Source organism: Mucilaginibacter sp. HD30, assembly GCF_054061755.1.
In genome coordinates this window covers 850,078-874,252 of the sequence record NZ_JBSSEO010000001.1, presented here as the reverse complement: position 1 = coordinate 874,252, position 24,175 = coordinate 850,078, and the positions used below count along the sequence as shown (strand labels likewise).

21 protein-coding genes and 1 tRNA gene are annotated in these 24,175 nt (G+C 42.7%); 11 read left to right on the top strand and 11 right to left on the bottom strand.

Going from position 1 to position 24,175, the window contains the following annotated elements; translation table 11 throughout:
- Positions 1 to 249: 249 nt before the first annotated feature.
- Positions 250 to 323: transfer RNA gene (locus tag ACVW2L_RS04180), tRNA-Pro, on the bottom strand.
- Between the two features lie 249 nt (positions 324 to 572).
- Between ACVW2L_RS04180 and ACVW2L_RS04175 the strand changes: the two genes are divergently transcribed.
- Positions 573 to 1,619: a hypothetical protein gene (locus tag ACVW2L_RS04175; protein ID WP_457126697.1), complete on the top strand. Its 1,047-nt coding sequence runs from the start codon at positions 573 to 575 to the stop codon at positions 1,617 to 1,619.
- Positions 1,620 to 1,729: 110 nt separating this feature from the next.
- On the opposite strand, the gene ACVW2L_RS04170 is transcribed toward ACVW2L_RS04175, so the two are convergent.
- The 4 genes from ACVW2L_RS04170 to ACVW2L_RS04155 form a co-directional block, all read right to left on the bottom strand.
- A complete protein-coding gene (locus ACVW2L_RS04170; RefSeq protein WP_457126696.1) occupies positions 1,730 to 2,314 on the bottom strand; it encodes an LOG family protein in 585 nt (194 codons plus the stop codon).
- A gap of 74 nt (positions 2,315 to 2,388) precedes the next feature.
- Positions 2,389 to 3,858: an IMP dehydrogenase gene (gene guaB / locus ACVW2L_RS04165; RefSeq protein WP_457126695.1), complete on the bottom strand. Its 1,470-nt coding sequence runs from the start codon at positions 3,856 to 3,858 to the stop codon at positions 2,389 to 2,391.
- Positions 3,859 to 4,048: 190 nt separating this feature from the next.
- Positions 4,049 to 5,338, bottom strand: coding sequence for a M16 family metallopeptidase (locus tag ACVW2L_RS04160; protein WP_457126694.1), 1,290 nt, complete (start codon positions 5,336 to 5,338; stop codon positions 4,049 to 4,051).
- Positions 5,331 to 6,575: a M16 family metallopeptidase gene (locus ACVW2L_RS04155; RefSeq protein WP_457126693.1), complete on the bottom strand. Its 1,245-nt coding sequence runs from the start codon at positions 6,573 to 6,575 to the stop codon at positions 5,331 to 5,333. The genes ACVW2L_RS04160 and ACVW2L_RS04155 overlap by 8 nt, the downstream gene beginning before the upstream one ends.
- Positions 6,576 to 6,681: 106 nt before the next feature.
- On the opposite strand from ACVW2L_RS04155, the gene ACVW2L_RS04150 reads away from it, so the two are divergent.
- The 6 genes from ACVW2L_RS04150 to ACVW2L_RS04125 all read left to right on the top strand — a co-directional run bounded on the left by ACVW2L_RS04150 (position 6,682) and on the right by ACVW2L_RS04125 (position 13,771).
- Entirely contained in the window at positions 6,682 to 7,233 is a 552-nt protein-coding gene (locus ACVW2L_RS04150; protein ID WP_457126692.1) for a hypothetical protein, read from the top strand.
- A 57-nt stretch (positions 7,234 to 7,290) separates the two neighbouring features.
- Entirely contained in the window at positions 7,291 to 7,677 is a 387-nt protein-coding gene (locus ACVW2L_RS04145) for a group III truncated hemoglobin (protein ID WP_457126691.1), read from the top strand.
- Between the two features lie 312 nt (positions 7,678 to 7,989).
- Complete coding sequence (locus ACVW2L_RS04140; RefSeq protein WP_457126690.1) at positions 7,990 to 10,326, top strand: outer membrane protein assembly factor BamB family protein; 2,337 nt, start codon at positions 7,990 to 7,992, stop codon at positions 10,324 to 10,326.
- Between the two features lie 57 nt (positions 10,327 to 10,383).
- Entirely contained in the window at positions 10,384 to 12,357 is a 1,974-nt protein-coding gene (locus tag ACVW2L_RS04135) for an FG-GAP repeat domain-containing protein (protein WP_457126689.1), read from the top strand.
- Between the two features lie 226 nt (positions 12,358 to 12,583).
- Entirely contained in the window at positions 12,584 to 13,204 is a 621-nt protein-coding gene (locus ACVW2L_RS04130) for an L-threonylcarbamoyladenylate synthase (RefSeq protein ID WP_457126688.1), read from the top strand.
- A gap of 135 nt (positions 13,205 to 13,339) precedes the next feature.
- Positions 13,340 to 13,771 carry a hypothetical protein gene (locus tag ACVW2L_RS04125; protein ID WP_457126687.1) on the top strand — a complete coding sequence of 144 codons (432 nt, stop codon included), beginning with the start codon at positions 13,340 to 13,342 and terminating at the stop codon, positions 13,769 to 13,771.
- Positions 13,772 to 13,850: 79 nt separating this feature from the next.
- Here the strand turns inward: ACVW2L_RS04125 and ACVW2L_RS04120 are convergent, their stop codons facing one another.
- From ACVW2L_RS04120 to ribD, 3 genes are all read right to left on the bottom strand, one after another.
- The gene (locus ACVW2L_RS04120; protein ID WP_457126686.1) at positions 13,851 to 14,678 is read right to left on the bottom strand and encodes a hypothetical protein; all 828 of its coding nucleotides are present in this window, start codon (positions 14,676 to 14,678) and stop codon (positions 13,851 to 13,853) included.
- Positions 14,679 to 15,048: 370 nt separating this feature from the next.
- Positions 15,049 to 15,663 carry an IMPACT family protein gene (locus ACVW2L_RS04115; RefSeq protein WP_457126685.1) on the bottom strand — a complete coding sequence of 205 codons (615 nt, stop codon included), beginning with the start codon at positions 15,661 to 15,663 and terminating at the stop codon, positions 15,049 to 15,051.
- 9 nt (positions 15,664 to 15,672) lie between these two features.
- Positions 15,673 to 16,719 carry a bifunctional diaminohydroxyphosphoribosylaminopyrimidine deaminase/5-amino-6-(5-phosphoribosylamino)uracil reductase RibD gene (gene ribD, locus ACVW2L_RS04110; protein WP_457126684.1) on the bottom strand — a complete coding sequence of 349 codons (1,047 nt, stop codon included), beginning with the start codon at positions 16,717 to 16,719 and terminating at the stop codon, positions 15,673 to 15,675.
- Positions 16,720 to 16,753: 34 nt separating this feature from the next.
- Here ribD and prmC point away from each other — a divergent pair, with 34 nt between their 5' ends.
- The 3 genes from prmC (at position 16,754) to ACVW2L_RS04095 (ending at position 20,224) form a co-directional block, all read left to right on the top strand.
- Positions 16,754 to 17,614, top strand: a complete 861-nt coding sequence (prmC, locus tag ACVW2L_RS04105) for a peptide chain release factor N(5)-glutamine methyltransferase (protein ID WP_457126683.1) — start codon at positions 16,754 to 16,756, stop codon at positions 17,612 to 17,614.
- 36 nt (positions 17,615 to 17,650) lie between these two features.
- Entirely contained in the window at positions 17,651 to 17,980 is a 330-nt protein-coding gene (locus ACVW2L_RS04100; protein ID WP_457126682.1) for a phosphoribosylpyrophosphate synthetase, read from the top strand.
- 273 nt (positions 17,981 to 18,253) lie between these two features.
- The gene (locus tag ACVW2L_RS04095) at positions 18,254 to 20,224 is read left to right on the top strand and encodes a tetratricopeptide repeat-containing sensor histidine kinase (protein ID WP_457126681.1); all 1,971 of its coding nucleotides are present in this window, start codon (positions 18,254 to 18,256) and stop codon (positions 20,222 to 20,224) included.
- On the opposite strand, the gene ACVW2L_RS04090 is transcribed toward ACVW2L_RS04095, so the two are convergent.
- The 3 genes from ACVW2L_RS04090 to recR are packed head-to-tail and all read right to left on the bottom strand — an operon-like array spanning position 20,216 to position 22,467.
- Positions 20,216 to 21,031 (bottom strand): SDR family oxidoreductase, encoded by an 816-nt coding sequence (locus ACVW2L_RS04090; protein ID WP_457126680.1) that lies wholly within the window; start codon positions 21,029 to 21,031, stop codon positions 20,216 to 20,218. The genes ACVW2L_RS04095 and ACVW2L_RS04090 overlap by 9 nt on opposite strands.
- Positions 21,015 to 21,848 carry a glycosyltransferase family 2 protein gene (locus tag ACVW2L_RS04085; RefSeq protein WP_457126679.1) on the bottom strand — a complete coding sequence of 278 codons (834 nt, stop codon included), beginning with the start codon at positions 21,846 to 21,848 and terminating at the stop codon, positions 21,015 to 21,017. Before ACVW2L_RS04085 ends, ACVW2L_RS04090 begins: the two co-directional genes overlap by 17 nt.
- Before the next feature lies 1 nt (position 21,849).
- Positions 21,850 to 22,467 (bottom strand): recombination mediator RecR, encoded by a 618-nt coding sequence (gene recR / locus ACVW2L_RS04080; RefSeq protein ID WP_457126678.1) that lies wholly within the window; start codon positions 22,465 to 22,467, stop codon positions 21,850 to 21,852.
- A gap of 178 nt (positions 22,468 to 22,645) precedes the next feature.
- On the opposite strand from recR, the gene ACVW2L_RS04075 reads away from it, so the two are divergent.
- On the top strand, positions 22,646 to 24,127 hold the full coding sequence (locus ACVW2L_RS04075; RefSeq protein WP_457126677.1) for a sodium:solute symporter: 1,482 nt from the start codon (positions 22,646 to 22,648) through the stop codon (positions 24,125 to 24,127).
- The last annotated feature ends 48 nt before the right edge of the window (positions 24,128 to 24,175 follow it).

The window sequence follows — 24,175 nt, the reverse complement described above, 5'->3', positions numbered from 1 at the left end:
AACTGTTCACCGGAAAGAAAAAAAAGCGATCTAAATGCGTCCTTTTTAGTCTAAGTTTAAATGATGCAAGTATTTGTACATCAGTAGGTTAGACCCCTTCTGGTGAACAAATCTAAAAATCTAAATCTGTTCACCTCTTTGTTCACATAAAGCATGGAATAGTATGTACTGAAAAGGATTTGAATAAAACAAAAAACCCTGTAAATGAGACATTTACAGGGTCAGGGATCGTTAAAAATCCGACTTTCGTCGGGATGGCAGGATTCGAACCTGCGGCCTCCACATCCCAAATGTGGCGCGATACCGGGCTACGCTACATCCCGAAAGGGAACGCAAAGGTAAGCTTTAAAATTACTGTTGCAAATAATTTTTTAAAGAAGTTTGCATCAGCTTTACCCTTAGCATTTTATATTTTTTTTTGCCGCAAAAACTAAACTATTTTAAAAACATGGTGTCTATTTATGCAACAATTGCATGACACGAGACTAACATTTTTATTACAAATAACTATTGAACAAACTTCGTTGTAATTTCACATAAAAATCAGCTCACCGAAGCTTAACCTAAAAAAAATGAAAAAAGCAGTTTATTTATTTTTATCCATAATTATAACCGGCCTGAGCGTAAAAGCACAGGAAAAGCTAAAAGATGTGCAGGAAACCCCGCAATGGGCGGCTACGGGCCTTAAAATTGACGGCAAGCTCACTGAACTAAATAATTCATTTAAAGCTTATAATAAAACAGTCAAATCTTTTTATACCATTAGTAACGACGCTCGATTTATTTACTTACAGCTAAAAACGACAGATCAAACCACTATAGCCAAGATACAGGCTGGTGCCATAACCTTCGCGTTAAATACTTCTGATAAAAAGAAAGAGGAAGACGCCTTTCTGGTGACATTCCCTGTTATTACGAGAGCTGCGCGCGGACAACGTGGAGCGGGTGGCCCTGGTGGTGGCGCAGCTGGCGGCGGCAGAGGCGGATTTGGCGGGGCAGGTGGCTTTGGTGGTGGCGGCGGTGGAATTCCGGGATTTGGTGCTACAACTGATTCTGCAAGGAAAGAAAATGAAAAGAGGTTTTTAATTGCAGCGAAAGAAATAAAAGTATCAGGGTTTAAAGACATCGCCGATTCATTAATTTCTGTCTATAACGAATATAGCATTAAAGCAGCCATGGATTTTGACGCTGAGGGTAATTTTACTTATGAAATAGCAATCCCGCTGAAACAAATAGGTTTAACCCCGGGCGATGGTAAAGAAATTGCCTACAACGTTAAACTTAACGGGTTACAAATAGCTGGACGTGGTGGCCCGGGTGGCGGTAACTTCGGCGGCGGTGGCGATCGCGAAATTGTTGTTGGCGGTGGCGGCGGTGGTGGGAACATTGGCGGCGGCGGTGGTGGTGCCGGCGGCGGCGGATTTGGTGGAGGCGGCGGTGGCGGCGCACGTGGCGGTGGCGGATTTGGTGGCGGCGGCGGTGGCGCACGCGGCGGTGGTGGATTTGGTGGCGGCGGCGCGCGTCCTGGTGGCGCCGGCGGCGCACGTGGCAACATTAACTTTGCTGAATTAGCCGCTCCTACAGATTTTTGGGGTAAATATACTTTGGCTAAGCAATAGACCAAGAAAATATACAACAACAAAAAAAGCAGTTCCAGAGAACTGCTTTTTTGTTTAACCGGTATAACTTTTTTTTATTTGCCGAACTTTCGCCCCATGTTTTACAAAATTCAAGATAGATTCTTGTCTTTGAACCACACTTCATCCGGTTTTATGTCGATAGTATTCATCATGCTGATCAACTCTATGGGATCGCCCGAAGACAATACCAACTTGCGATTGGCTGGTTTTAAGAAACGCTGCTCTACCATCAGGTCCATTTGCTTTAGCAACAGATCGTAAAAACCATTTATATTTAATATACCTACAGGGTTGTTGTGTAAACCCAGTTGCAGCCAGGTTAACACTTCAAAAAACTCTTCCAGTGTGCCAAAACCACCTGGTAGCATAATAATGCCCTCGCATAGGTCATTCATTACCTGTTTGCGTTGATGCATATTCTCAACAACACGCAATTCGGTCAAACCAGTATGGCCTACTTCCTTATCCATTAAAAATTGTGGGATAACACCTATCGCATTACCGCCGCGCTGCAAAACAGCATCTGCTAAAATACCCATTACGCCTACCCTGCCGCCGCCATAAATAAGCGTAATACCCTGGCTTACCATAGTCTCGGCCAATAGTTCAACTGTATCTTTTAAAATCGGATCGCCGTTAAAATTGGCTCCGCAGAAAATGCAAATTGATTTCATGTTGATTTGTGAGTAGTTGATTGGGATGATTAAGTTACAACTACTAACTTAATCAACCTAATTCAACATATAACCTACCTTGTATAATTAGGTGCTTCTTTAGTTATGGTAATATCATGCGGATGTGATTCGCGGATCCCTGATGCTGTTATCCTTACAAATCGCGCCTGTTGTAATGCCTCAATATTTTTAGCGCCGCAGTAACCCATGCTGGCACGCAAACCACCAACAAACTGGTAGATCACTTCGGCCAATGTACCTTTATAGGGCACCCGGCCTACAATACCCTCCGGAACCAGCTTTTTAATATCATCCTCTACATCCTGAAAATAACGGTCTTTTGAGCCTTGCTCCATAGCCTCAATTGAGCCCATACCACGATACGATTTAAAACGACGTCCCTCGTAAATAATGCTTTCGCCCGGGGATTCTTCAACGCCTGCAAATAGAGAACCTGCCATTATGGTACCAGCGCCTGCTGCTATCGCTTTAGCAATATCTCCGGTGTGTTTTATGCCACCATCGGCAATCACCGGAACTCCGGTACCTTTTAACGCTTCGGCGCACTCATATACCGCATATAGTTGCGGTACGCCTACACCCGCAATAATACGTGTAGTACAAATAGAACCTGGACCAATACCTACTTTAACGCCATCTGCACCTGCATTGGCCAGATCAATAGCAGCCTGGCCGGTTGCTACGTTACCTGCAATAACCTGCAGATCCGGATATGCTGCTTTTACTTCTTTCAATTTATCAATAACACCTTTTGAATGGCCATGTGCCGTATCAATTGCAATAACGTCAACGCCGGCTTTAACCAAGGCGTCTACCCTCTCCATCGTATCGGCAGTAACACCCACAGCGGCACCTACACGCAAACGGCCCAGTTCGTCTTTACAGGCGTTAGGGAAGTTTTTGAATTTTTGGATATCTTTAAACGTGATAAGCCCAATCAATACGCCATTATCATCAACAACGGGCAGTTTTTCAATTTTATAGTTTTGCAGTATCTCTTCGGCTTGTGTAAGGGTGGTTCCTTTTGGAGCAGTAATAAGGTCCTCCTTGGTCATTACATCACGTACCGGGCGCTTCATGTCTTTTTGAAAACGCAGGTCGCGATTGGTTACTATACCTTTAAGCGTCTTTTTATCATCAACCACCGGGATGCCGCCAATTTTGTACTCCTTCATTATCTTAAACGCATCCGCTACAATGGCATTCTCGTTCAGCGTAACCGGGTCCTGTATCATGCCACTTTCAGAGCGTTTAACTTTACGTACTTCGTCAGCCTGGCGCTGTATACTCATGTTTTTATGCAGCATACCTAAACCACCGGCCTGTGCAATGGCAATAGCCATTTGGGCCTCGGTTACAGTATCCATTGCTGCGGATACCAATGGAATGTTAAGCCTGATCTTTTTGGTTAAAAAAGAACCGGTGTCAACATCGCGCGGTAAAACTTCTGAATAAGCGGGGAGTAGTAAAACGTCGTCGTAAGTTAATCCTTCGGCAACAAATTTGGAGTTGTAAGACTGCATAGCAAACAATGATTTTGGAGATATTATTTGCCGGGCAAAGCTAATGATTATTTCGGATTTCGGATGTTCAATTTCGAATTTTGTTTTAATTTACTGTTGCATGGCATATGTATTTCGGATTTGAATGCTTTATAAGTTTTAATTTACCAACCTTTTAAATTCGAAATTGAACATCCGAAATTCGAAATCCTTAATACTTGCCTACTATTACCTTATAAAAATCATCAAAATTAAAATACTGCTTAGCCAGTTGTTGTAACTTATCTGCGGTAATGGCTTTTACCGTTTCAGCATAATGATCGTAATACTCATAACCCACGCCAGAGAAATGAAGATTTTTGAATTTATCGGCATGAGAGAACACGTTCTCTAAACTGCCCAAAAGTGATCCGAGCATATAATTTTGCACCAACGAGATCTCCTCTTGAGGGATAAGGTCGCTCTTTAACAGGTTAACTTCTTTCTCAATTTCAGCCACGGCATCGCGGCAAACGTCCGCACCAACCTCTGTAGCTATAAAAAATGCCGCACCGTGTTTTAAAGAGCTCATACCCGAGCCTATGCCATAGGTATAGCCTTTCTCCTCGCGGATATTGGTCATCAGTCTTGAACCAAAATAACCACCTAATACAGTGTTAAGCACCTGCATAGCCGCAAAATCGGGATGATCCCGTTTAATAAATGGTATGCCAATACGTATGGCCGATTGTAATGCTTCGGGCTTCTCAATAAAATAAAATTTTTCCTCAGTGGGTGCAACTTCAGGTTGCGTGGTGAGGGCGACATCTGTGGCATTTTGCCAATCATTACCAAAAACCTGTGTAAGCTGTTGCAAAGTGGCATCATCTATTTTACCTGCTACAATAAGTGTACAGTTAGCCGGCTGATACATTTGTTTAAAGTGCGCTAACAGATCATCACGCCTTAAAGCATTGTACTCTTCAGGCTCTACAGCCAATCCGTATAAAGTATCGCCATATACAGCTTTGTTAAAGGCACGACGGGCCACCACATCGTTCTTTTGCAGATTTACCTGTAACTTTTGCTGTTGATTGCGCACATAGGTCTCTAATTCGTTTTCAGGGAAGACAGAATCGCTTAAAACATCCTTAACAATGGGTAAAACTTCTTTAAGATGTTTGTTAAGACTGTGCAATGTTACCTGCGAATGGTCAAAACCATACTCTGTAGAAAAGAAAGCGCCATAAAAATCTATATTATCAGCAATTTCAGCAGCGCTTAAAGTACTTGTACCGTCAGTAAGCATGGTGTTTACCGCCATGTTTAACAAGGGTTTTGAAGGATCAAACCTTAGATTACCAAAAATCCACTCTATGCGCACCAGCTCTTGGTCGCCGGAGTTAAAACAATACAACTCGCAACCATTAGGGAGCCTGGTATGCTCCGGTTTTATTAGGTGGATATTTTCTATAGCCTTAGAATCAGGCGCAATACCTCTGTTTAATATTTCGTTAGTCATTGGTTTCAGCGTAATAGATTAAGGTAGATGAATTGTCCTTACGGAACAATTTATTGGCTTGCTCCTTTATTTGAGCGGCGGTTACAGCCAAAAATTTATCTGTTTCGCTGTTTAAATTTTCCGCATCGCTCAGTAGTTCAAAATATGCCAAATTCATGGCTTTATCCAGTAAAGACATTTCTGAAAACACCATGGTCGATTCCATTTTGTTCTTCACTTTGTTCAACTCTTCTGCGGGCACTTCTTCGGTTTTTAATTTCTCAATCTCCCGCCATATTGCTGCCTCGGCATCTTCAACAGCAATACCTGTAAGTGGCTTGCCTTCTATTACAAACATGCCTTTATCTAAACTACCGGTAAGGTAAGCATGTATCTCGCTAAACAATTGCTGTTCTTTTACCAAGGCCCTGTATAAACGTGAGGATTTACCACGCGATAGGATATCACCCAACAGCTCAACAGCATGAAACTCCTCACTTCTGCGGTCCGGCATTTGTAAAGCGATGTAGACATCATTTAAAGGCACTTTGGCAGTAACGCTGTCGCGGCGCTCTTCGTGCTGCTCAGGTTCCTGTATCAGATTGCGGTTGTATCTTTCGCCCGCAGGTATGGGGCCGAACCACTTTTCGGCCATCAGCTTAACGTCTTCCGTTTTGATGTTGCCGCCTACTACCATTATGGCGTTTTGTGGATTATAATGTTTCTTAAAGAAGGCTTTTACATCGGCCATGCTGGCCTCGGCAATATGTTCAATGTTTTTGCCGATGGTATCCCAACGGTAGGAATGCTTTTTATAAACCATCGGACGCAGGCGAAGCCAAACATCGCCGTAAGGCTGATTCAGATAGCGTTGCTTAAATTCTTCTATCACTACGTTGCGCTGCACTTCAAGGCTTTTCTCACTAAAGGCCAGGCTCAACATACGATCGCTCTCCAGCCAGAATGCTGTCTCTAAATTAGCGGCCGGCAGGGTGATATAGTAGTTGGTAATATCATTACTGGTAAACGCGTTATTTTCGCCCCCTACCCTTTGTAAAGGCTCATCATAGCTTGGTATATTCACAGATCCGCCGAACATTAAATGCTCAAATAAATGGGCAAAGCCGGTGCGTTCGGGGTCCTCATCGCGCGATCCTACATCGTAAAGTATGTTCAGAACCGCCATGGGCGTAGTATTATCTTCGTGTACAATAACCCGCAGGCCATTGCTTAATGTAAATCGGTTGAATTTAACCATGTATTAATATTATTATAATAGCAGTTGGCAAATGTATAATTTTAGATAATTGCACCTAATCGTTTTTAAGTAATTTTTAATTTAGCTCGTAAATACCATCCAAAGTATGGACCAAACCGAACTTATCAAACAAATAGCTGATAATATTGGCAAAGTAAAAGTGCTTGGTTTGAGCAAAATATTGGTGGAGGGAAACTTTGATCTGCGCGACCTGATAGCCGTTACCTTCCACCACAATAAAGATGTTGCTTTTAGAGCTACCTGGTTGCTGGAAAATGTTTTTTTAGATAATCCGGAAGCTTATCTGCACGAGCTTGATTTTCTACTGAGCGGCATTACCCGCGTAAAACATCCTGGTCCGCAGCGGCATTATGCCAAAATTGTGATGCATATTACCGAGCCCTCTGCTCCGCAAATAATAAAAGAAAAAGTGCAGCAAATAGATCTGGAACCGGTTGTTGAACAATTGTTTGAATGGATAATAGCGCCTAAAATTAAAATTGCCGTTAAAGCTTTTGCGGCCGAAGCTTTATTTAATATGAAAGACCGTTACCCTTGGGTTAAGGATGAGCTTGCACAGCAACTCCGCTTTTTAATGCGCGATGGGACGGCTGCCATACAGGTGAAAGGGAAAAAGTTATTACAACAACTTGGCTAAATTAAATGATATATAGCACCATGTTTGCTGTAATTTTACCTTCGCAAAGTTTAGGCTATGAAAAATGATATAACACATCTGGATGATATAAAACTATTGGTTAACACTTTTTATGGAAAGGTGCAAACTGACGCGCTGATAGGGCCAATTTTCAATAATGTGATAAAGGATTGGCAGCCTCATCTGGCCAAAATGTATACTTTTTGGCAAACTGTTTTACTGCAGGAGCATACTTATTACGGCAACCCCTTTCCGCCGCATGCTAAGTTACCGGTAAGTGAGGCTCACTTTGAAAGCTGGTTATTGCTTTGGAGAACTACCGTTGATAGTTTCTTTGAAGGACCGATAGCCGAAGATGCCAAACGGCGCGGACAAGCCATGGCTGATATGTTTATGGCAAAAATTGAATATTTCAGAGAGCGGAATACCGAGCCATTGATATAAAACCCCCTTAATCAGCACTATTCGTTTTCTTATCAAGAGGTGATAGATTTGCTACTTTCCATCCGTTCCTGTAACATTTAAGTTATGCTTTATGATAATCTGCTCATATCTAATTTCTTTGTTATAAGCTAATTAATATATTAGTAGCGGTCAACTTTTGGCCATACTTAGTATATTTAAGCCAGCTATTATACCAATTACGTAAGCCACCAGCTTTGTTATTTTCTGTTTTTTAGAAAGGTGTTTTTAATGCCTTTTTTTGGCGTTCGGGTAAAATAGTGCTTGTTATTAACCAATTATACTAAACTCTATATGAATTCAAACTTTTACAAACAAGCATCCCGCCGAACGTGGAGAAAGATCGGTTTGGCTGCACTGGCGTGCACGATAGTCGTCGTAGGCTGTATGTCGCGCAAGGATGCGATGGTGAAAACCATAAACGGAATCGTCCCTTTTAAAACATGGACAACCTATGGCGGCAGCGTTGATATGTCAAGGTATACGGAGCTGGGCCAGATCACCAAAAAAAATGTAAACCAGCTACAGGTTGCATGGCACTACCCTACCATGGATAACGTTGAGTATACCTTTAATCCTATTGTTATAGATACCATAATGTATTTGATGGGTAAAAACAACTCCCTCATAGCTGTAAACGCTGTTAATGGCAAAGAACTATGGATCCACGCTAATTTGGCCGGCATTACCCGTAAAGGAGTAAATTACTGGGAAAGTAAGGACCGCACAGATCGCCGCCTTATCTTTTCATTAAATAATACCCTGCAAGAGATTGACGCGCTTACCGGTAAATCTATCCTCGGTTTTGGCAATAATGGCTATATCTCATTAAAAAACGATCTGAACCGCGATCCTGAAAGTGTTGGCCGAGCTGCTTCAGGCACACCTGGGCAGGTTTTTGAGGATGTTATCGTACTGGGCTCATCTCCCGGCGAAGGATTGTTTTCTGCTCCGGGCCATATCCGCGCTTATAATGTACTTACCGGGAAGCTGGCGTGGGTGTTCCATACTATCCCTGAGCCCGGCGAATTTGGCTATGAAACATGGCCAAAAGAAGCTTATAAATACATTGGCGGTGTTAATTGCTGGGGCGAAATGTCTATAGACGCCCAGCGCGGCATTGTTTACGTTCCGCTTGGTTCGCCAACTTATGATTATTATGGTGCCGACAGAATAGGCGCAAACTTGTTCAGCGATTGTATTGTGGCTTTGGATGCCCGTACAGGTAAACGCTTGTGGCATTATCAAACTGTGCATCATGATATATGGGACTATGATATTACTGCAGCCCCACAATTAATTACTGTAGATAAAAACGGCAAAAGTGTTGATGCTGTTGCCATTGCAACCAAGCAGGGCTTTTTATATGTGTTTGACCGTGTAACAGGCGAACCTTTGTTCCCGATTGAAGAACGCCCGGTACCAAAAAGCGATGTAGCAGGTGAGCAGGCCTGGCCAACTCAGCCGCACTCAACTTTACCTGCCTTTACACGACAAAAAGTTACGGTTGATGACCTTAACCCTTATTGGAGTCCAGGTCATGCCGACACTATGAAGCGCAGGGTGGCAGCATCTAAATCCGGTTTATTTTTGCCGCTATCTGATAAATATGAAGTTATAGCTATGCCAGGAGCTGTAGGTGGCGCTAACTGGGGTAACACGGCATCAAACCCTAAAAAGGGAATAGTTTACGTAGCATCCATGAATCATGGTTCTATTTATAAGTTAACTAAAACCCCGCCGCGCAATACGCCAATGTCTTCAGTTGCATTATCGGCAGCGCAAACTGCTTACGTACAAAATTGCCAAACCTGCCACGGCGCTAACCGCGAAGGTGCAGTTGGCCCGGCAATAAACAATATTGCGGCCCGCATTAATTTGGATGCTTTTAAATCTTTGGTAGCTACGGGTAAAGGCCAGATGCCTCCTTTTGCGCATATAGACGAGACTACGTTAGCGGGGATCTACAGCTTTATTACAGGCAGAGGAGTCGGCGGCCCTCCTGCCGGAGCGGGTGGTGCAAGGCCCGGCGCTTTTGGCGGTGCGCCGCGCGCAGCTACTGTACCTCAAGGACCGGTAGTAGCTACCGGAGGCGCGCCTGACGCCGTTGCGTTTAATGCGCAAAGGCCCACTAAAACCATGAATGACTACCCGGAAGGCGTTGCTAATTTTGACAGGTATACCACACCTTATGGCCTTGCAAACACAGATCTGGTGAGCCCGCCGTGGACAACCATTACCGCATACGATCTTAATAAAGGTGTAGTGCTTTGGAAAAAACCCTTCGGGCAAGACGAGCGAATTCCTTTAAAAGCGGGTCAGGAAGAAATGGGAGTACCTGCGGGATCGCAGCGCAAAAGTATGATAGTAACCGCTACAGGTGTACTATTTGCTACTATAGCCAACGGACAGTTATACGCATTTGATGCAGATAACGGTAAGCTTTTATGGAAATACAACCTGCCTAAAGACACAGACGCACCAATGACTACCTATCAGGTTAACGGCAAGCAGTACCTGGTAGTTCCGGCCATGAGCGCGTTTGGGGTTGAAGCGGGCGCCCGTGCAAAAATACCCGGCCTTTACCCTGCGGGATATATGGTGTTTGCATTACCTGATAAAAAGAAATAAATTGCTTAACCAATTGAAGAAGAACAGCCAATTACACACAATCTAAATAGAGAAAAAATGAAACGTACTATTTCAACCCTACTGTTAGCCGGCCTGGCTGCATTTTCGTACGGGCAGGATTTTAACGGTGACTTTAACGGCAAGAGCGTAAACCTTAAGCCCGATTATGTATTTAAAGGATCGGCACTTACGGGATGGCACACGTTAGGGAACGCTAACTGGCAGGCTAATAATGGCGTTATAACAGCAAAGGCAAGCGGTACCGGTTATCTTATTTCAGACAAATCTTTTCAGGATGTGGGTATCCGTACGCTATTTAAACCTGATGCCAGTACCGAGGTAGGGTTTTTATTTCGTCTTGAAAAAACAGCCGACGGTATGCAGGGCATCCTTGTGTCTTCAAAAGGTGGCGAAATAGGATCATACAAAGTAAAACTCGATGCGCAGGGCAAGGAAAAAAGTCGCGAAAAGCTACGCAATGTTAACGGTATAATTCGTCAGGCACCTGTGATTGACCCTAATGCACCTGCAAGGGGCGCCGGTGGGCCTGGTGGCACAGGCCCTCGTCCCGGAGGACCGGGCGGACCGGGTAGCGCAGGCGCGGCAACTGTTCAGTTACCATTAACCCGCCCTAATACGGCTGTTAAACCCGGCGAATGGAACCAGTTTGAAGATATACTTGACCTTGACGTGATGCGCGCCTACTTTAATGACGGTGGCGAGAATATGACGGCAACTGAAGAGAGCAACGGTTTTGGCGCGATAGCTTTGATGGTAAACGGCAGCGGCGAAGTACAATTTAGTGAATTTGGTTACACCGATGTTGCTATGAAAAAAATGCCGGATGAAAAGAGTTCGTCGCGCTTTAAAGTTCAGCATATACAGGATATGTATTACTCATGGGCAGCTGGAGCAGGCGATTTTAACCGCGATGGAATCATGGACGTGGTTGCGGGTCCAATAATTTATTATGGACCTGATTTTACAAAATCGCGCGAGATTGAATTTGCGTCATCAGTAAGTCCGTCAAAAAACTTTACAGCTTATAACTGCCAATATACTTATGATTTTAACGGAGATGGCTGGCCGGATGTGTTAACAGGCCCTTCAACAAGTTCATTATTTATTAACCCTAAAGGAGAATCGCGTCGTTGGGAGAAATACACAGTTGTACCTGGCGTACAATCAGAAATAACTCTGTTTAAAGATATTGACGGCGACGGCAAACCCGAATTGATATATGGAGGCGGCGGACAAATGAAGTTTGCCAAACCCGACCCTGCGGACCCAACAAAACCATGGATCCAAACAGCCATATCAGAGCGCGGCACATCCAATGCCCACGGTATTGGAGTAGGTGACGTAAACGGCGATGGACTGTTAGATGTGCTGAATGTTAACGGCTGGTGGGAACATCCAAAAAATTATGATGGCAAAGCATTATGGGAATATCATCCCCAGGCTTTTGGCCGTTACGGACACCGCGGATCGCACGTAGGTGGTTCTGCAATGGGTGTTTATGATGTTAACGGCGATAAATTGAATGATGTAGTTACCAGCCTGAATGCACACGGTTTCGGCTTGGCATGGTTTGAACAAAAACGCGATGCTGCCGGTAAAATATCATTTGTTAGACACATGATAGCAGACGATTATTCTACAAAGAACGCCGGCGACGTAACCTTTTCTGAAGCGCATGGCGCCGCATTTGCAGATATTGATGGCGACGGCATAATGGATTTCATTACGGGCAAACGCTACTATAGCCACCTGGACACGTTTTTAGATCCGGACCCATACGGAGCACCGGTTGTATATGTGTACAAAACCGTACGCGATGCCAAAGCACCGGGCGGTGCCAAATTTGTTCCCGAACTGGTGCACAACCGTTCGGGTGTGGGATCAGATGTGTTGGCCACAGATTTGAATAAAGATGGCGCTGTTGATATTGTTACCGCAACAAATCGTGGCGTGTTTATCTATTGGAATACACCTAAAGCGGGAGCAAAAGCTACCGCAGCTAAAAAATAATTTTCGGCTAATTTTAGTACATCAAGCCTTCCTGAATTATCGGGGAGGCTTTTTTGGTTTTAGGCAGTTAAAAAATCAGGTCGTGCCGAACTTGTTTCAGCACTCATCATCCAAGGCACCTTGCTATTAACCATTTGAGATGCCGAAACAAGTTCGGCATGACTTGCGTTAATGTATTAAAACCAGATTTGCATTTATCGTATATTGCAGCAATTCCGAATTAAACATGTTGATCAAAATATATCCCGAAAATCCTAACGAGAAAACCATCCAGCAGGTGGTGGAAGTATTGCGCCGGGGCGGATTGATCATCTACCCTACTGATACGGTGTATGGGTTGGGATGCGATATAACCAATCATAAGGCCATTGAGCAAATAGCTAAGATCAGAAACATAAAACTGGAAAAAGCCAATTTCTCTTTTGTATGTTATGATCTGAGCCATATATCCGACTATATAAAACCTATTGATAATGCCACTTTTCGCGTGTTGAAAAAGGCTTTACCGGGGCCGTTTACCTTTATTTTTAATGCCAATAACAATGTGCCCAAGCTGTTGAGTTCCAATAAAAAAACGGTGGGTATACGCGTGCCCGATAATAACATTGCCCGCTGTATTGTAAAAGAACTTGGCAACCCTATCCTATCCACCTCAATACACGATGATGATGAGGTGATCGAATACTCCACCGACCCTGAACTTATCCATGAAAAGTACCAGGATCTGGTTGATCTGGTGATAGACGGCGGTTATGGAGACAATGTACCATCTACGGTTGTTGACTGCACTTCCGGCGACTTTGAGATCGTTCGTGAAGGTAAGGGTGAGCTGGAGACGTATTTGTAAATGATTTATTTTAAATACTGTAGTCAGAGACTACAGGCATAGTCATTCAGCGTTATTACAGCATTTGCATTTTATATTACCTAATTGGGTTTCGTTACATTTTATTGTACTTTCGATAAGCCAAATCTCGTCAAAATGAAAAAATCACTATTTATGAAATTTGTGTTGCTCAGCTGTTTATTTCTGTTCAGCGATGAATTGTTTGCCCAAGTCGGTGCAATGCCCAATAACAATGGGATGATCAGTCGCCGTACCGATACCCTGGTATATAAAACCAGCGCTTACGTTATCCAGCCAAATGATAAATTAGATGATCTGTTAAAACGTTTACCCGGCATAACGGTTGATAACCAGGGCAAAATATATGCGCAGGACGAAAGACTGCAACGGCTATTGCTTGACGGCGAGGAGTTTTTCAGCGATGATCCACTCTCTGCCGCGCATGTTTTACGTGCCGACAAAGTAGATAAAATTATGATCTATTGGAGGTGGAGCGATCAGGCGGCTTTTACAGGTGCTGAGGACAATATTAAAATTAAGACAATAAACGTTATATTAAAAAAGTAATAAAAACCTGCAAGACTGATAGTTGGCTATCACAAGTAGTTGGCAGCCCAATGTTTAGTCGCCTCCGGAGTTTAATTCTTTAGCGGATTCCCGGAACGGTTTTAGGTTTAATGTCGGGGTTTTTGAATACTATTTTAAACCCGCTACCTTCCTTTTTTCTAATGGCCGGATTATCGGTTGGCAAAATCACGCCACGGACCCGTCTTTGTATAAATTGAATAAGATCATAATCAGTGGCTGATTGGATAAAATCGAAAGAAGGCCGGTTATCTGCCATAAAATTTTCAAGTTGCTTGCCTTGATATCCTGTTATTCTGCCTACCAAATCTTTAGTAAACCTGTTGTCTATTATATCATCGTTGTACCGGCTTACAAATACCTGTTGCAAGCGCCGTGCATTTTTACCCTCCTTGCTAAAATTGCTGTAAAGTGCATCAAGGCTAAGGCCCACACCCATATGCCGGTAATCACCATTGAATGAAAACAAATGGCTGTTGTCGCCTATACGGTATATTTGCTTGTAGTTTTCCTGATTTTTTCTAAATTGCGCTAATGGGCTTAACCTATGGCCGTTTATTGTTGCCTCGGACAATACACGTGAAAGTGGTTGTAAAGTAATTGCAAAAAGAGTTTGACCACTAACTATAGTTGTATCGGTTTTACAGTTAAAAAAAACAGTTACCAGCGTATCGCCCTTACTGCCGTTAATTTTAAAGTTCCCCTTAACATCAGTTAACGTTAATTTTTGGATTGAGATATTTTTAACAATTGCTCCACTTAAAGGGGTTAGACTGTCGTTAACCGAGCCGGATATGGACTGGCCAAATGATACATGAATGCTTAGCAAAAACAAAAGCGGCAGACAAAAGGGTAAACGTTTGACGTGATAATTTTTGGCTTGCAGCATTAATGGTCAAGGTAAAAAGGTACTTGGAAGCAAGTAAATTTACTAAATTCATCAAGTTAAAACAAGACAAGTAGCCTCATCGATTTGTGCTGTTGCGGTCTCTGACCCAACGACTTTATAGAGCCGCTCTGAAAAAAAGAGATTTCACGCTGTTGCAAAAGTGTTGCTAAACTGTTGCTATTGTGTTGCTAAAGCGTTGCACAAAAACAAAGACCAATAATTTATATTTATTTGATAATGAGGAAATTATTTGATTTACAGATAATTCTCAGGCTTAAATTACCAACAAACAAAAATGGTTAATAAACTGATATACAGATAATTGAACTTTATTTTTTTGGGGGACGCATTTTTTTTGCAACACCTCTTTTTAAATAGTTTTGTCGTATTTGATCTTCAGGTCTTGAATCTTTTCCATCTTGCCTAATACCTGGTTCACTTTAGTTTTCCGTATGCTTATTTGAAGGGTGCAAAGGGTATCAAATTGCTGGCTTAAAAGGGTTAGATTATTCTCTTTAACCAAACGCATCACATCGTTCATCTGCTCATGGGCAAACTGGAGGTCGTATATATCCTGTGTAGATTTTTCAATTATGGTAGCATTATCAAGAGCATCCATTGCGGCCTGCTTATAGGCGTTGATAAGCCCGGGAACGCCCAGTAGCGTGCCGCCGAAGTAACGCACAACAACAATCAGCACATTAGTTACATCGCGGGAAAGCAGCACATTCAGAATCGGTCTGCCGGCCGTGCCGGACGGTTCGCCATCATCGTTTACACGAAAAACGGAGCGGTCTGTTCCCTGGCGCATTGCCCAGCAATGGTGGTTAGCTTTTGGGTGTTCTGCCTTTAGGCGGGTTACTACATCCTTGATTTCGGCATCAGATGTAATTGGAAAGGCAAAAGCCATAAACTTACTGCCGCGGTCACGAAATACACCCTCAGAATTAGTTTTTATAGTTACGTAGGTATCGTCAAACAGCATACAGCAAAACTACGCGTTATACCATATCTCCAACAGGTCATCACCTGATGGATGTTCATCATGCTTAGCACCTGTTACTTGTGGCGCGGGTATGCCCTTTTCTAAAATGGTTGTGCCTGTAAAAACGCGCGCTTCATCCCACATACCCGCCTCTATAAAAGTTCGCAGCGTATTCGCGCCACCCTCGACAATAACCGACTGAATATCCTGCAGATACAGTTGGTACATTATATATTGCGGTACATACCGGTCAAAATCTTCCAGGGCTATGTACTTATTTTTACCAACTGTTTTGGTCTCCACCTGGTTAAATATCAGTGTCTCAACCGAGTTGTCAAACATGTGCAGGCTATGATTCAACTCCAACCTGCGGTCTATGACAACCCGCTTAGGATTTCTGCCGTTACCATAGCGTACATTCAGTTGCGGGTTATCAATAGCAGCTGTGTTTTTACCCACCAGCACAGCGTCCTCTTCACCCCGCCATTGGTGCACCAACTTGCGCGACTCCAGGCCCGTTATCCACAACTGTCTCTTATCATCAGGCGCAAAGAAGCCGTCGGCAGTTTGTGCCCATTTTAAAATAATGTAGGGGCGGTGCTTTTGTACCCGGGTAAAGAAGCGACGGTTAAGGTCGCGGCAGTCCTGCTCCAACACGCCTAAAGTTACGCTAATCCCTGCCTCTTGCAGTTTTTCGATGCCTTTACCGTCCACCTGGTCAAACGGATCGCGGCAGCCAACTACCACTTTAGGGATGCGGTGCTTAATGATCAGATCGGCGCAAGGCGGTGTTTTGCCGTAATGCGCGCAGGGCTCCAGGGAAACGTAAATTGTGGAGTGCCGGAGTAACTCCTCACCATTCTCAAACCGTTTAAGGGCATCATTTACAGCATTAACTTCTGCATGCGGGCCGCCGTACTTTTGGTGCAACCCCTCGCCTATTAATTTGCCGTCATGAACTATAACTGCACCAACCATTGGGTTAGGGCTAACCACGCCTTTGCCCAAAGCGGCAAGGTCAAGGCAACGGCGCATATACAATTCGTCAGTCGGCATGGTACAAAAGTAGCTTTTTATGTTACTTTGCGCTATGGAAACCGTTAAAGATGTATTTGCTGCCTACAGAAATGGATTACAGTCTTTGTATGATGTGCGGGAAGCTGATGCAATAGCCTTAACGGTACTTAAAGAGGTTACAGGTAAATCAAATGCTTATTTAAAGGCATTTCCAGATTATGAAATTACCGCTGCCATAAAGGTTAAGCCGAAGGAAATTCTGGATCAGTTAATAACAGGACAACCACTTCAATATGTGCTTGGGCATACAGAGTTTTATGGTCTTCCATTTAAAGTAAATCCATCTGTATTGATACCCCGGCCGGAAACAGAAGAATTGGTTGATTGGGTATTAAATAGCGATCTGCCGCCATCAGCTATTAATATTTTAGATATTGGCACCGGCAGCGGTTGTATTGCTATCAGCTTAAAAAAGAATTTGCAGCATGCGACGGTGTGGGCAATAGATATATCAGCAACAGCACTAAGAACGGCTAAAGAAAATGCTGAGCTGAACAGTGTTCCGATTAATTTTGTTGAAGCAGATGTATTAAACTTATCATCTACAACCCAAAACCTGCAACTCAAATACGACCTTATAATATCCAACCCTCCCTACGTTACCCCGACTGACAAGGAACTGATGCACATTAACGTAACCGATTTTGAGCCGCATACGGCGCTGTTTGTATCGCAACAAGATCCATTATTGTTTTATAAAGCGATAGCAGACTTAGCTACTGACCAGCTGGTTAAAGGCGGCCTGTTGTTTTTTGAGATAAATGAGAGTTATGGCATTGAAACGGTTAGTATGCTGACAAATAAGGGGTTTAAAGAAATTGAATTACGAAAAGACATGAGCGGTCGGGATAGGATGATAAAAGCGGTCTTGTAATATTTTTTGTAACTTTATACATCTGAATCATCTGCCATGGAAAAACAAAAATTTCACTACGCCACTGTATCCGAAGCTATAGCGCAATTACGCAAACAAGGCTTCACCTGCGATTTTAATCTTAAACAAAACCAATTGTTGGTTGGCGAACAAGCCTATACTGCCGATGAATTTGAAATTGTGGATGTATACCGATATGAAGGACAATCAGATCCAGGAGATGAAGCCACAGTTTACGCCCTGGCATCACCATCCGGCTTAAAAGGCATACTGGTATCTGGTTATGGCGCGTCGAGCGATGAGGCCTCAGAAGATACTTTAAAACGTCTTCATTATAAGTATCAACAATCAGCCGGTCAAAATTAAACGAGCTAAATATAAAAGCTATTAAATTTGCCAAGCTCCGGGTTATAATTATATTAGCCATCAGTAAAACGGATACCTACCCCACATCCGTGCTATTGAGGATAACTAATGATCAACCTTCGTTTGCAAATTTGCGGTATTTTAAAGCAGTGTTGCTGGTTAACACTTTTACTCATAAGCCCATGCTCTGCCCAAACCCCACAAATTGACAGTGTAAAATCAGAACTTAAAAAGAACCTTCCCGATACCGTGCGCATTAGGCTATTAAAAAAAATGGCCACCGCCTACACTCCTATTGATCTGAAACAACGGTTGTACTATGCTGCCCTGAGTAAAGATCTGGCGGTTAAAATACACGACGATAAATCTGTAGCCGACGCCTTTTTAAATATGGGCGTAGCTTACACCATCCGCGGAATTAACGACAGCGCTATTTATTATTACAACAAAGCTTATAATCAGGCCGAGGAAAGTAAATACGACATGGTTATGGGCAAGTGCCTGTCCAATTTAGGCCTGCTTAATGATAGGCTGGACAACGACAAGGAAGCTATACAATATTATTTTAGGGGATTGGAAGTATTTAAGCGGATGAAATATTCGCCCGGAATAAACCAGTGTTACATTAATATCGGTTCGCTTTATTCTGACCTCGGTCAGAACGAAGTTGCGAAAAGTTACTTTGAACAAAGTCTGAAAATTGCTACTGCAGAAAAAGATGAAAAGGGAATTGCCTACGGATTATTTACGCTTGGCAGCTGTTATCAGGCGCTTAAAAAAGACCAACTTGCATTAACTTACCTTAATAAAAGCCTTGCCATTAGAAAAAAACTGAACGACGACAACGGAATAGGTGTAGTGCAAAGGGCTAAAGGGCTCGCTTATTATCATCTTAAAAACTATAGTGAAGCCATAGCCAATATAGATAGCGCGCGCATCACCATGCAAAAGTTGGGCGATAAATACCAGGAGGCAGCAATGATGCTGGCATCAATTGATGTGTATTTAGCCATGGGGAATAAAGATAAAGCGGAATATTATGGGCTAAATGGATTGCAGATAACCCGGGACATAGCGTCAAAATCCGGCACTTCATTGTTTTTAGAAAAACTGGTGAGTGTTTACAAAAGCAAAAACGACATACCAAGTGCGTTCAAATATCAATCAGAATATGTAGTAATTCAGGATAGCATAAAAATTGAGAAGCAGCTAAAAGACGTAACGCTTGCAGAAATTAAACGCACCAGGAGTGAGAATGCCGCTCTCTCCGACAACAATAGGGCCATATCATCAGAAAACACAAGTTATCTTACAAAATTACAGCAGTATACTAATATTCTTATAGTTATTGCGGCGATACTGGCGTCAGTTGTGCTGATTGTGATTGTGTTGTACAGGCGTAACAAGGAAAAGCAATTAGCCAACCAGCAGTTGCTCCACCAAAAGGAAGAAATAGCGCAGATAAACAAAGAACTTGAGTATCTTAATGAAGAGATAAATACCCAAATGGAGCTTACATCGGCTCAAAATACAGAACTGGAAAGGCTTAACGCGGTAAAAAACAAATTCTTCTCTATCATCTCGCATGATCTGCGTGGGCCGCTTAATACCCTGCAATCCTTATTTAGCATTTATCGTGAGGGCGATATAAAAGAAAGCGAGTTACGCATGCTGCTTGTCCGTTTAGAAGACACTATATTAACTACGGGTGCATTTTTGGATAACCTATTAGAGTGGTCAAAAAGCCAGTTGGAAGGCATAGTTGTTCGGGCTGTTGATTTTAATATAACGGATACAATAACAGACAACGTGCATTTGTTTAAAACCAAAATAGACCTAAAAGGGCTCAAGGTGACCAATAAGGTTAAACAACCTGTTTTTGTATATGCCGATCCGAATATGGTAAGGCTCGTGGTACGAAACCTTTTATCAAACAGCGTAAAGTTTTGTCAAAACGGCGACAAAATAGAAATAGCGGCCAACATTGAAGGCGACAGGGCCATTATCATTATAAAAGATACCGGACCAGGTATCAGTGAAGCCGAGGTGGAAAAACTATTCAGTTTAGAGCACGCTATCAGCACCAGTGACCAGGGCGAAAAAGGTAATAGATTGGGTTTGATACTTTGCCGCGATATGATCGTTCAAAACGGAGGCACACTGACACTTGAGACGAAGCTAAACCACGGAACTGCCTTCAGGATAGATCTACCTGCGGGTAAGCCATCAGGTACACTATTTTAACAAGGCATCTTTTTCTTTGGCGAAAACGTTATAAACCAGTTTATCCAAAAGGGAAGGTAAAACTTTGCTTAGTAAAACGGTTAACTTGCCCTGACCCGTCATAATTAAAGTGCGAGCCCTGTTCTCCACGCCATCAACAATAACAGCGGCAACCTGCTCTGCTGTCATCATTTTCTCTTCATGCAAAGTACTCTCTCCTTGTTGCACGCCATTTTTGTTCAGCGCCGTATTACGGATGTTTGAGGCGGTAAACCCCGGGCAGGCCGTAAGCACATGAACGCCTGTTCTTAAATTCTCTACCCTTAATGCGTCTAAAAAACCATTCATAGCAAATTTTGACGCCGAATAACCTGTGCGGCCGGGTAAACCTTTATAACCTGCAATTGATGATACACCTACCAGCGTTCCCTTTGTTTTTAAAAGCTCGGGCATGGCGTATTTAGTGCAGTATACCATTCCCCAAAAGTTAACGTCCATTAATGATTTAAGCACCTGTACATCTGTATCCTTAAACAGCGCGCGCATAGATATACCTGCATTGTTTATCAACACATCTATTTTGCCAAAAGTTAAAATGGTTTGCTTAATTAAATGCTCACAGTCAGTTTCTGAAACAACGTCACACTGCACAGCTACTACCTTCGCAGCATATTGCTTTTCAAGAGATTGCGCTATTTCGCACAGTGCTACGTACTGTCGCGCACCCAACACCAGGTTGGCGCCGCGTTTTGCAAATTCAATGGCTAATGCTTTGCCGATGCCCGAAGAGGCGCCGGTTATAATAACTGTTTTATCCTTCAACTTCATATTGCGCCGGGTACAGCTGTATGCCCGGTACTTTTATCTCAGGCAGTTTAAACAGGTACTTGGAGGCGAATATAATCATAGCACCATAAAAATGCTTTATGAACGCCCAGCTAAATTTTGGATTGTACTGGCTTTTAAAGTTGATAACATATGTTTTTGGGTAATAGTAGTTTTTTAAACCCGCCAAACGCATTCTGTAGGACAGGTCAATATCATAACCATACAATTGGAAACGCTCATCAAAACCACCAATCTCATTAAATACATTTCTGCGTACCAGCATAAACGCGCCGTTCAGAATATCTATCTCAGAGGTTTGGAACTCCTGAACCCACTCTTTGTTATTACGATTGGTTAGGCGCGATTTTGGAAATTGCTTTGCCAGACCGGTCAGTTTAAAGAAGCTTATCCAGGGCTTTGTAAGCCCACGGTTTGACTCCTGAAGAAATGTTCCTTGAGGCCCTAACATGCGCACACCCAAGCCACTAACATCCTCATGTTCATTCATATAGTCAGTGACCTTTTCTAAGGTCTCTTTTCCTAAAATAACGTCAGGGTTGACTAATAAAATATACTCTCCTCTTGAAGCCTGTATACCCCGGTTAGCTGCCTTGGCTATCCCCTCATTAATGTTGTTGGTTATCAGCCTAAACTGCGGGTAATCTGCGGTAAGTACTTCAACGGTGTTGTCTGTAGATGCATTATCTACTATAATTACTTCATTATCAACCCCATTTGCGGATTTAATTAAAGAATTAAGCGTAAGCTTTAACAGATCACATCTGTTATGATTTACTACAACTACAGATAATTTCATACTACTTGGTTAATGAGTTTTCATACGGAACACGCGTTACAATAGACCTCCCTAAAGTGATCTCATCAACGTACTCTAACTCACCTCCAAATGCTATGCCACGGGCAATAGTTGAAATGTTTATGTTGAAATGTTTTAATTTTTTGTGCAGATAGAAAATAGTAGTATCTCCCTCCATGGTAGCGCTAAGGGCAAATATCACTTCTTTAACCTCACCATCCGTTAGCCGCTCTATTAAAGAATCAACCTGCAGATCTGCCGGGCCTATGCCATCCATGGGCGAAATCAAGCCGCCCAATACGTGATATAAGCCGTTAAACTGGCTGGTATTCTCAATAGCCATAACGTCCCGTGTGTCCTCAACAACGCAAATAACGCTGACATCACGCTTTGGCGATGAACAGATCTCGCATATAGCCTGATCGGATATGTTGTGGCAACGACTGCAAAACTGTATTTCGTTGCGCAACTTAGTAATAGCATGGCTGAATTGCTCTACCTCCTGCTTATTTTGGTTAAGCAGGTGCAGCACCAAACGCAACGCTGTTTTTTGCCCTACCCCGGGTAGTTTGGCAAATTCGGCAACTGCGTTTTCCAAAAGTTTGGATGAGAAATTCATATGGCGAAGATAGGTAATAGTCGGGAAGTCGGGAAGTCTGAAAGTCTAATGAGTTTAAATTATGGAGACTTACACATTTCGGAAATAACTTTAATTTGGAATGTATTTTCGTTATCTATACCTTGTCGTCAAACTTTCGGACTAACGGACTTTCCGACTTCCGTAATAAAAAGCAAATATGTCATCTGGAGTATTATTATCTTTTATAATTGGCTATTTCCTGGTACTACTGGTTATCTCGTGGATAACATCACGCAAATCAGCAGATAACGATACGTTTTTCTCTGCTAACCGCAATTCCAAATGGTATTTGGTGGCGTTTGGCATGATAGGTACCGCGCTTAGCGGAGTAACCTTTATTTCTGTACCCGGTAAAGTTGGTGCACCAAGTGGCGACCAATTTGCTTATTTCCAGTTTATTTTAGGTAACGCTGCAGGTTTTATAGTGGTTGCAACAGTATTGCTGCCTTTGTATTACCGCATGAAGCTAACCTCTATTTACAGTTATATTGAGCATGCTTTGGGTACGTGGAGTTACAAAACTGCAGCAGGTATATTTTTGCTAAGCCGTACCATTGGCTCAGCTTTCAGGCTTTACCTGGTGGTTATTGTTTTGCAGCATTTTATTTTTGACAGCTACGGCATACCGTTTTTTGCTACCGTAATAATTTGTTTGTTGCTGATATGGGCCTACACATTTAAAGGTGGCCTTAAAACCATTATTATAACAGACAGTTTGCAAACGTTGTTCCTTGTATCATCCGTTTTCTTGTCCATCTACTTTATTTGCCGCAGCCTTGATATGAGTGTGTTTGAGGCAGTGGAAGCGGTAAAAAACAGCAGCTATTCTAAAATATTTTTCTTTGATGATTTCATGACCAGCCACTTCCACATCGGCAAGCAGTTTATAGGCGGCATTTTTATTACCATCGGCATGGTTGGCCTTGATCAGGACCTGATGCAAAAAAATCTCAGTTTAAAAAACATCGGCGAAGCGCAAAAAAACATGTTCAGCTTTACCGGGGTGTTTGTGGTGATCAATATCTTCTTTTTATGCGTTGGCGCTATGCTGTATATGTATGCGGCCAAGTACGGTGTTACTGTTGAAAAAACCGACTATCTGTACCCTACCATTGCGCTGAAGTATCTTGGGGTTATACCGGCAATAGTTTTTATGCTTGGGTTAACTGCGGCTACTTTTGCCACTACAGATTCAGCGCTTACGGCGCTCACCACATCTTTTTGTGTTGACTTTTTAAACTTCAATAAGGGCAAAGATGTCAACAGTAAAGCAAATGTGGCTACGCGGCATTACGTTCACGTAGGCTTCTCAGTTTTGCTATTATTAACGATAGTTATCTTTAATGCTATAAACAACGATGCGGTTGTTAGCGCTATCTTCAAAGTAGCATCTTACACATATGGGCCGTTGCTCGGTCTGTATTCATTTGGCTTATTTATGGCCAATAGGCAGGTAAGGGATAAGTTGGTACCGTTTATTTGCCTGATATCGCCGGCAATATGTTATTATCTAAGCTCGCACTCAACAGCGCTTTTTGGTTATACATTTGATAACGAATTAATATTGGTAAACGGCCTGATAACTTTTATAGGGCTGTTTATTACATCAACAGCAAAAAGTGGGAAACTTAGCGCCTGATTTACAGAAAGAATTTTTGAAACAGATATACATTATTAAGGTTTAAAG

Coding starts and splice junctions, on each gene's coding strand:
- ACVW2L_RS04175 (WP_457126697.1), top strand. CDS start 573: ATGAAAAAAGCAGTTTATTTATTTTTATCCATAATTATAACCGGCCTG.
- ACVW2L_RS04170 (WP_457126696.1), bottom strand. CDS start 2,314: ATGAAATCAATTTGCATTTTCTGCGGAGCCAATTTTAACGGCGATCCG.
- guaB (WP_457126695.1), bottom strand. CDS start 3,858: ATGCAGTCTTACAACTCCAAATTTGTTGCCGAAGGATTAACTTACGAC.
- ACVW2L_RS04160 (WP_457126694.1), bottom strand. CDS start 5,338: ATGACTAACGAAATATTAAACAGAGGTATTGCGCCTGATTCTAAGGCT.
- ACVW2L_RS04155 (WP_457126693.1), bottom strand. CDS start 6,575: ATGGTTAAATTCAACCGATTTACATTAAGCAATGGCCTGCGGGTTATT.
- ACVW2L_RS04150 (WP_457126692.1), top strand. CDS start 6,682: ATGGACCAAACCGAACTTATCAAACAAATAGCTGATAATATTGGCAAA.
- ACVW2L_RS04145 (WP_457126691.1), top strand. CDS start 7,291: ATGAAAAATGATATAACACATCTGGATGATATAAAACTATTGGTTAAC.
- ACVW2L_RS04140 (WP_457126690.1), top strand. CDS start 7,990: ATGAATTCAAACTTTTACAAACAAGCATCCCGCCGAACGTGGAGAAAG.
- ACVW2L_RS04135 (WP_457126689.1), top strand. CDS start 10,384: ATGAAACGTACTATTTCAACCCTACTGTTAGCCGGCCTGGCTGCATTT.
- ACVW2L_RS04130 (WP_457126688.1), top strand. CDS start 12,584: ATGTTGATCAAAATATATCCCGAAAATCCTAACGAGAAAACCATCCAG.
- ACVW2L_RS04125 (WP_457126687.1), top strand. CDS start 13,340: ATGAAAAAATCACTATTTATGAAATTTGTGTTGCTCAGCTGTTTATTT.
- ACVW2L_RS04120 (WP_457126686.1), bottom strand. CDS start 14,678: ATGCTGCAAGCCAAAAATTATCACGTCAAACGTTTACCCTTTTGTCTG.
- ACVW2L_RS04115 (WP_457126685.1), bottom strand. CDS start 15,663: ATGCTGTTTGACGATACCTACGTAACTATAAAAACTAATTCTGAGGGT.
- ribD (WP_457126684.1), bottom strand. CDS start 16,719: ATGCCGACTGACGAATTGTATATGCGCCGTTGCCTTGACCTTGCCGCT.
- prmC (WP_457126683.1), top strand. CDS start 16,754: ATGGAAACCGTTAAAGATGTATTTGCTGCCTACAGAAATGGATTACAG.
- ACVW2L_RS04100 (WP_457126682.1), top strand. CDS start 17,651: ATGGAAAAACAAAAATTTCACTACGCCACTGTATCCGAAGCTATAGCG.
- ACVW2L_RS04095 (WP_457126681.1), top strand. CDS start 18,254: ATGGCCACCGCCTACACTCCTATTGATCTGAAACAACGGTTGTACTAT.
- ACVW2L_RS04090 (WP_457126680.1), bottom strand. CDS start 21,031: ATGAAGTTGAAGGATAAAACAGTTATTATAACCGGCGCCTCTTCGGGC.
- ACVW2L_RS04085 (WP_457126679.1), bottom strand. CDS start 21,848: ATGAAATTATCTGTAGTTGTAGTAAATCATAACAGATGTGATCTGTTA.
- recR (WP_457126678.1), bottom strand. CDS start 22,467: ATGAATTTCTCATCCAAACTTTTGGAAAACGCAGTTGCCGAATTTGCC.
- ACVW2L_RS04075 (WP_457126677.1), top strand. CDS start 22,646: ATGTCATCTGGAGTATTATTATCTTTTATAATTGGCTATTTCCTGGTA.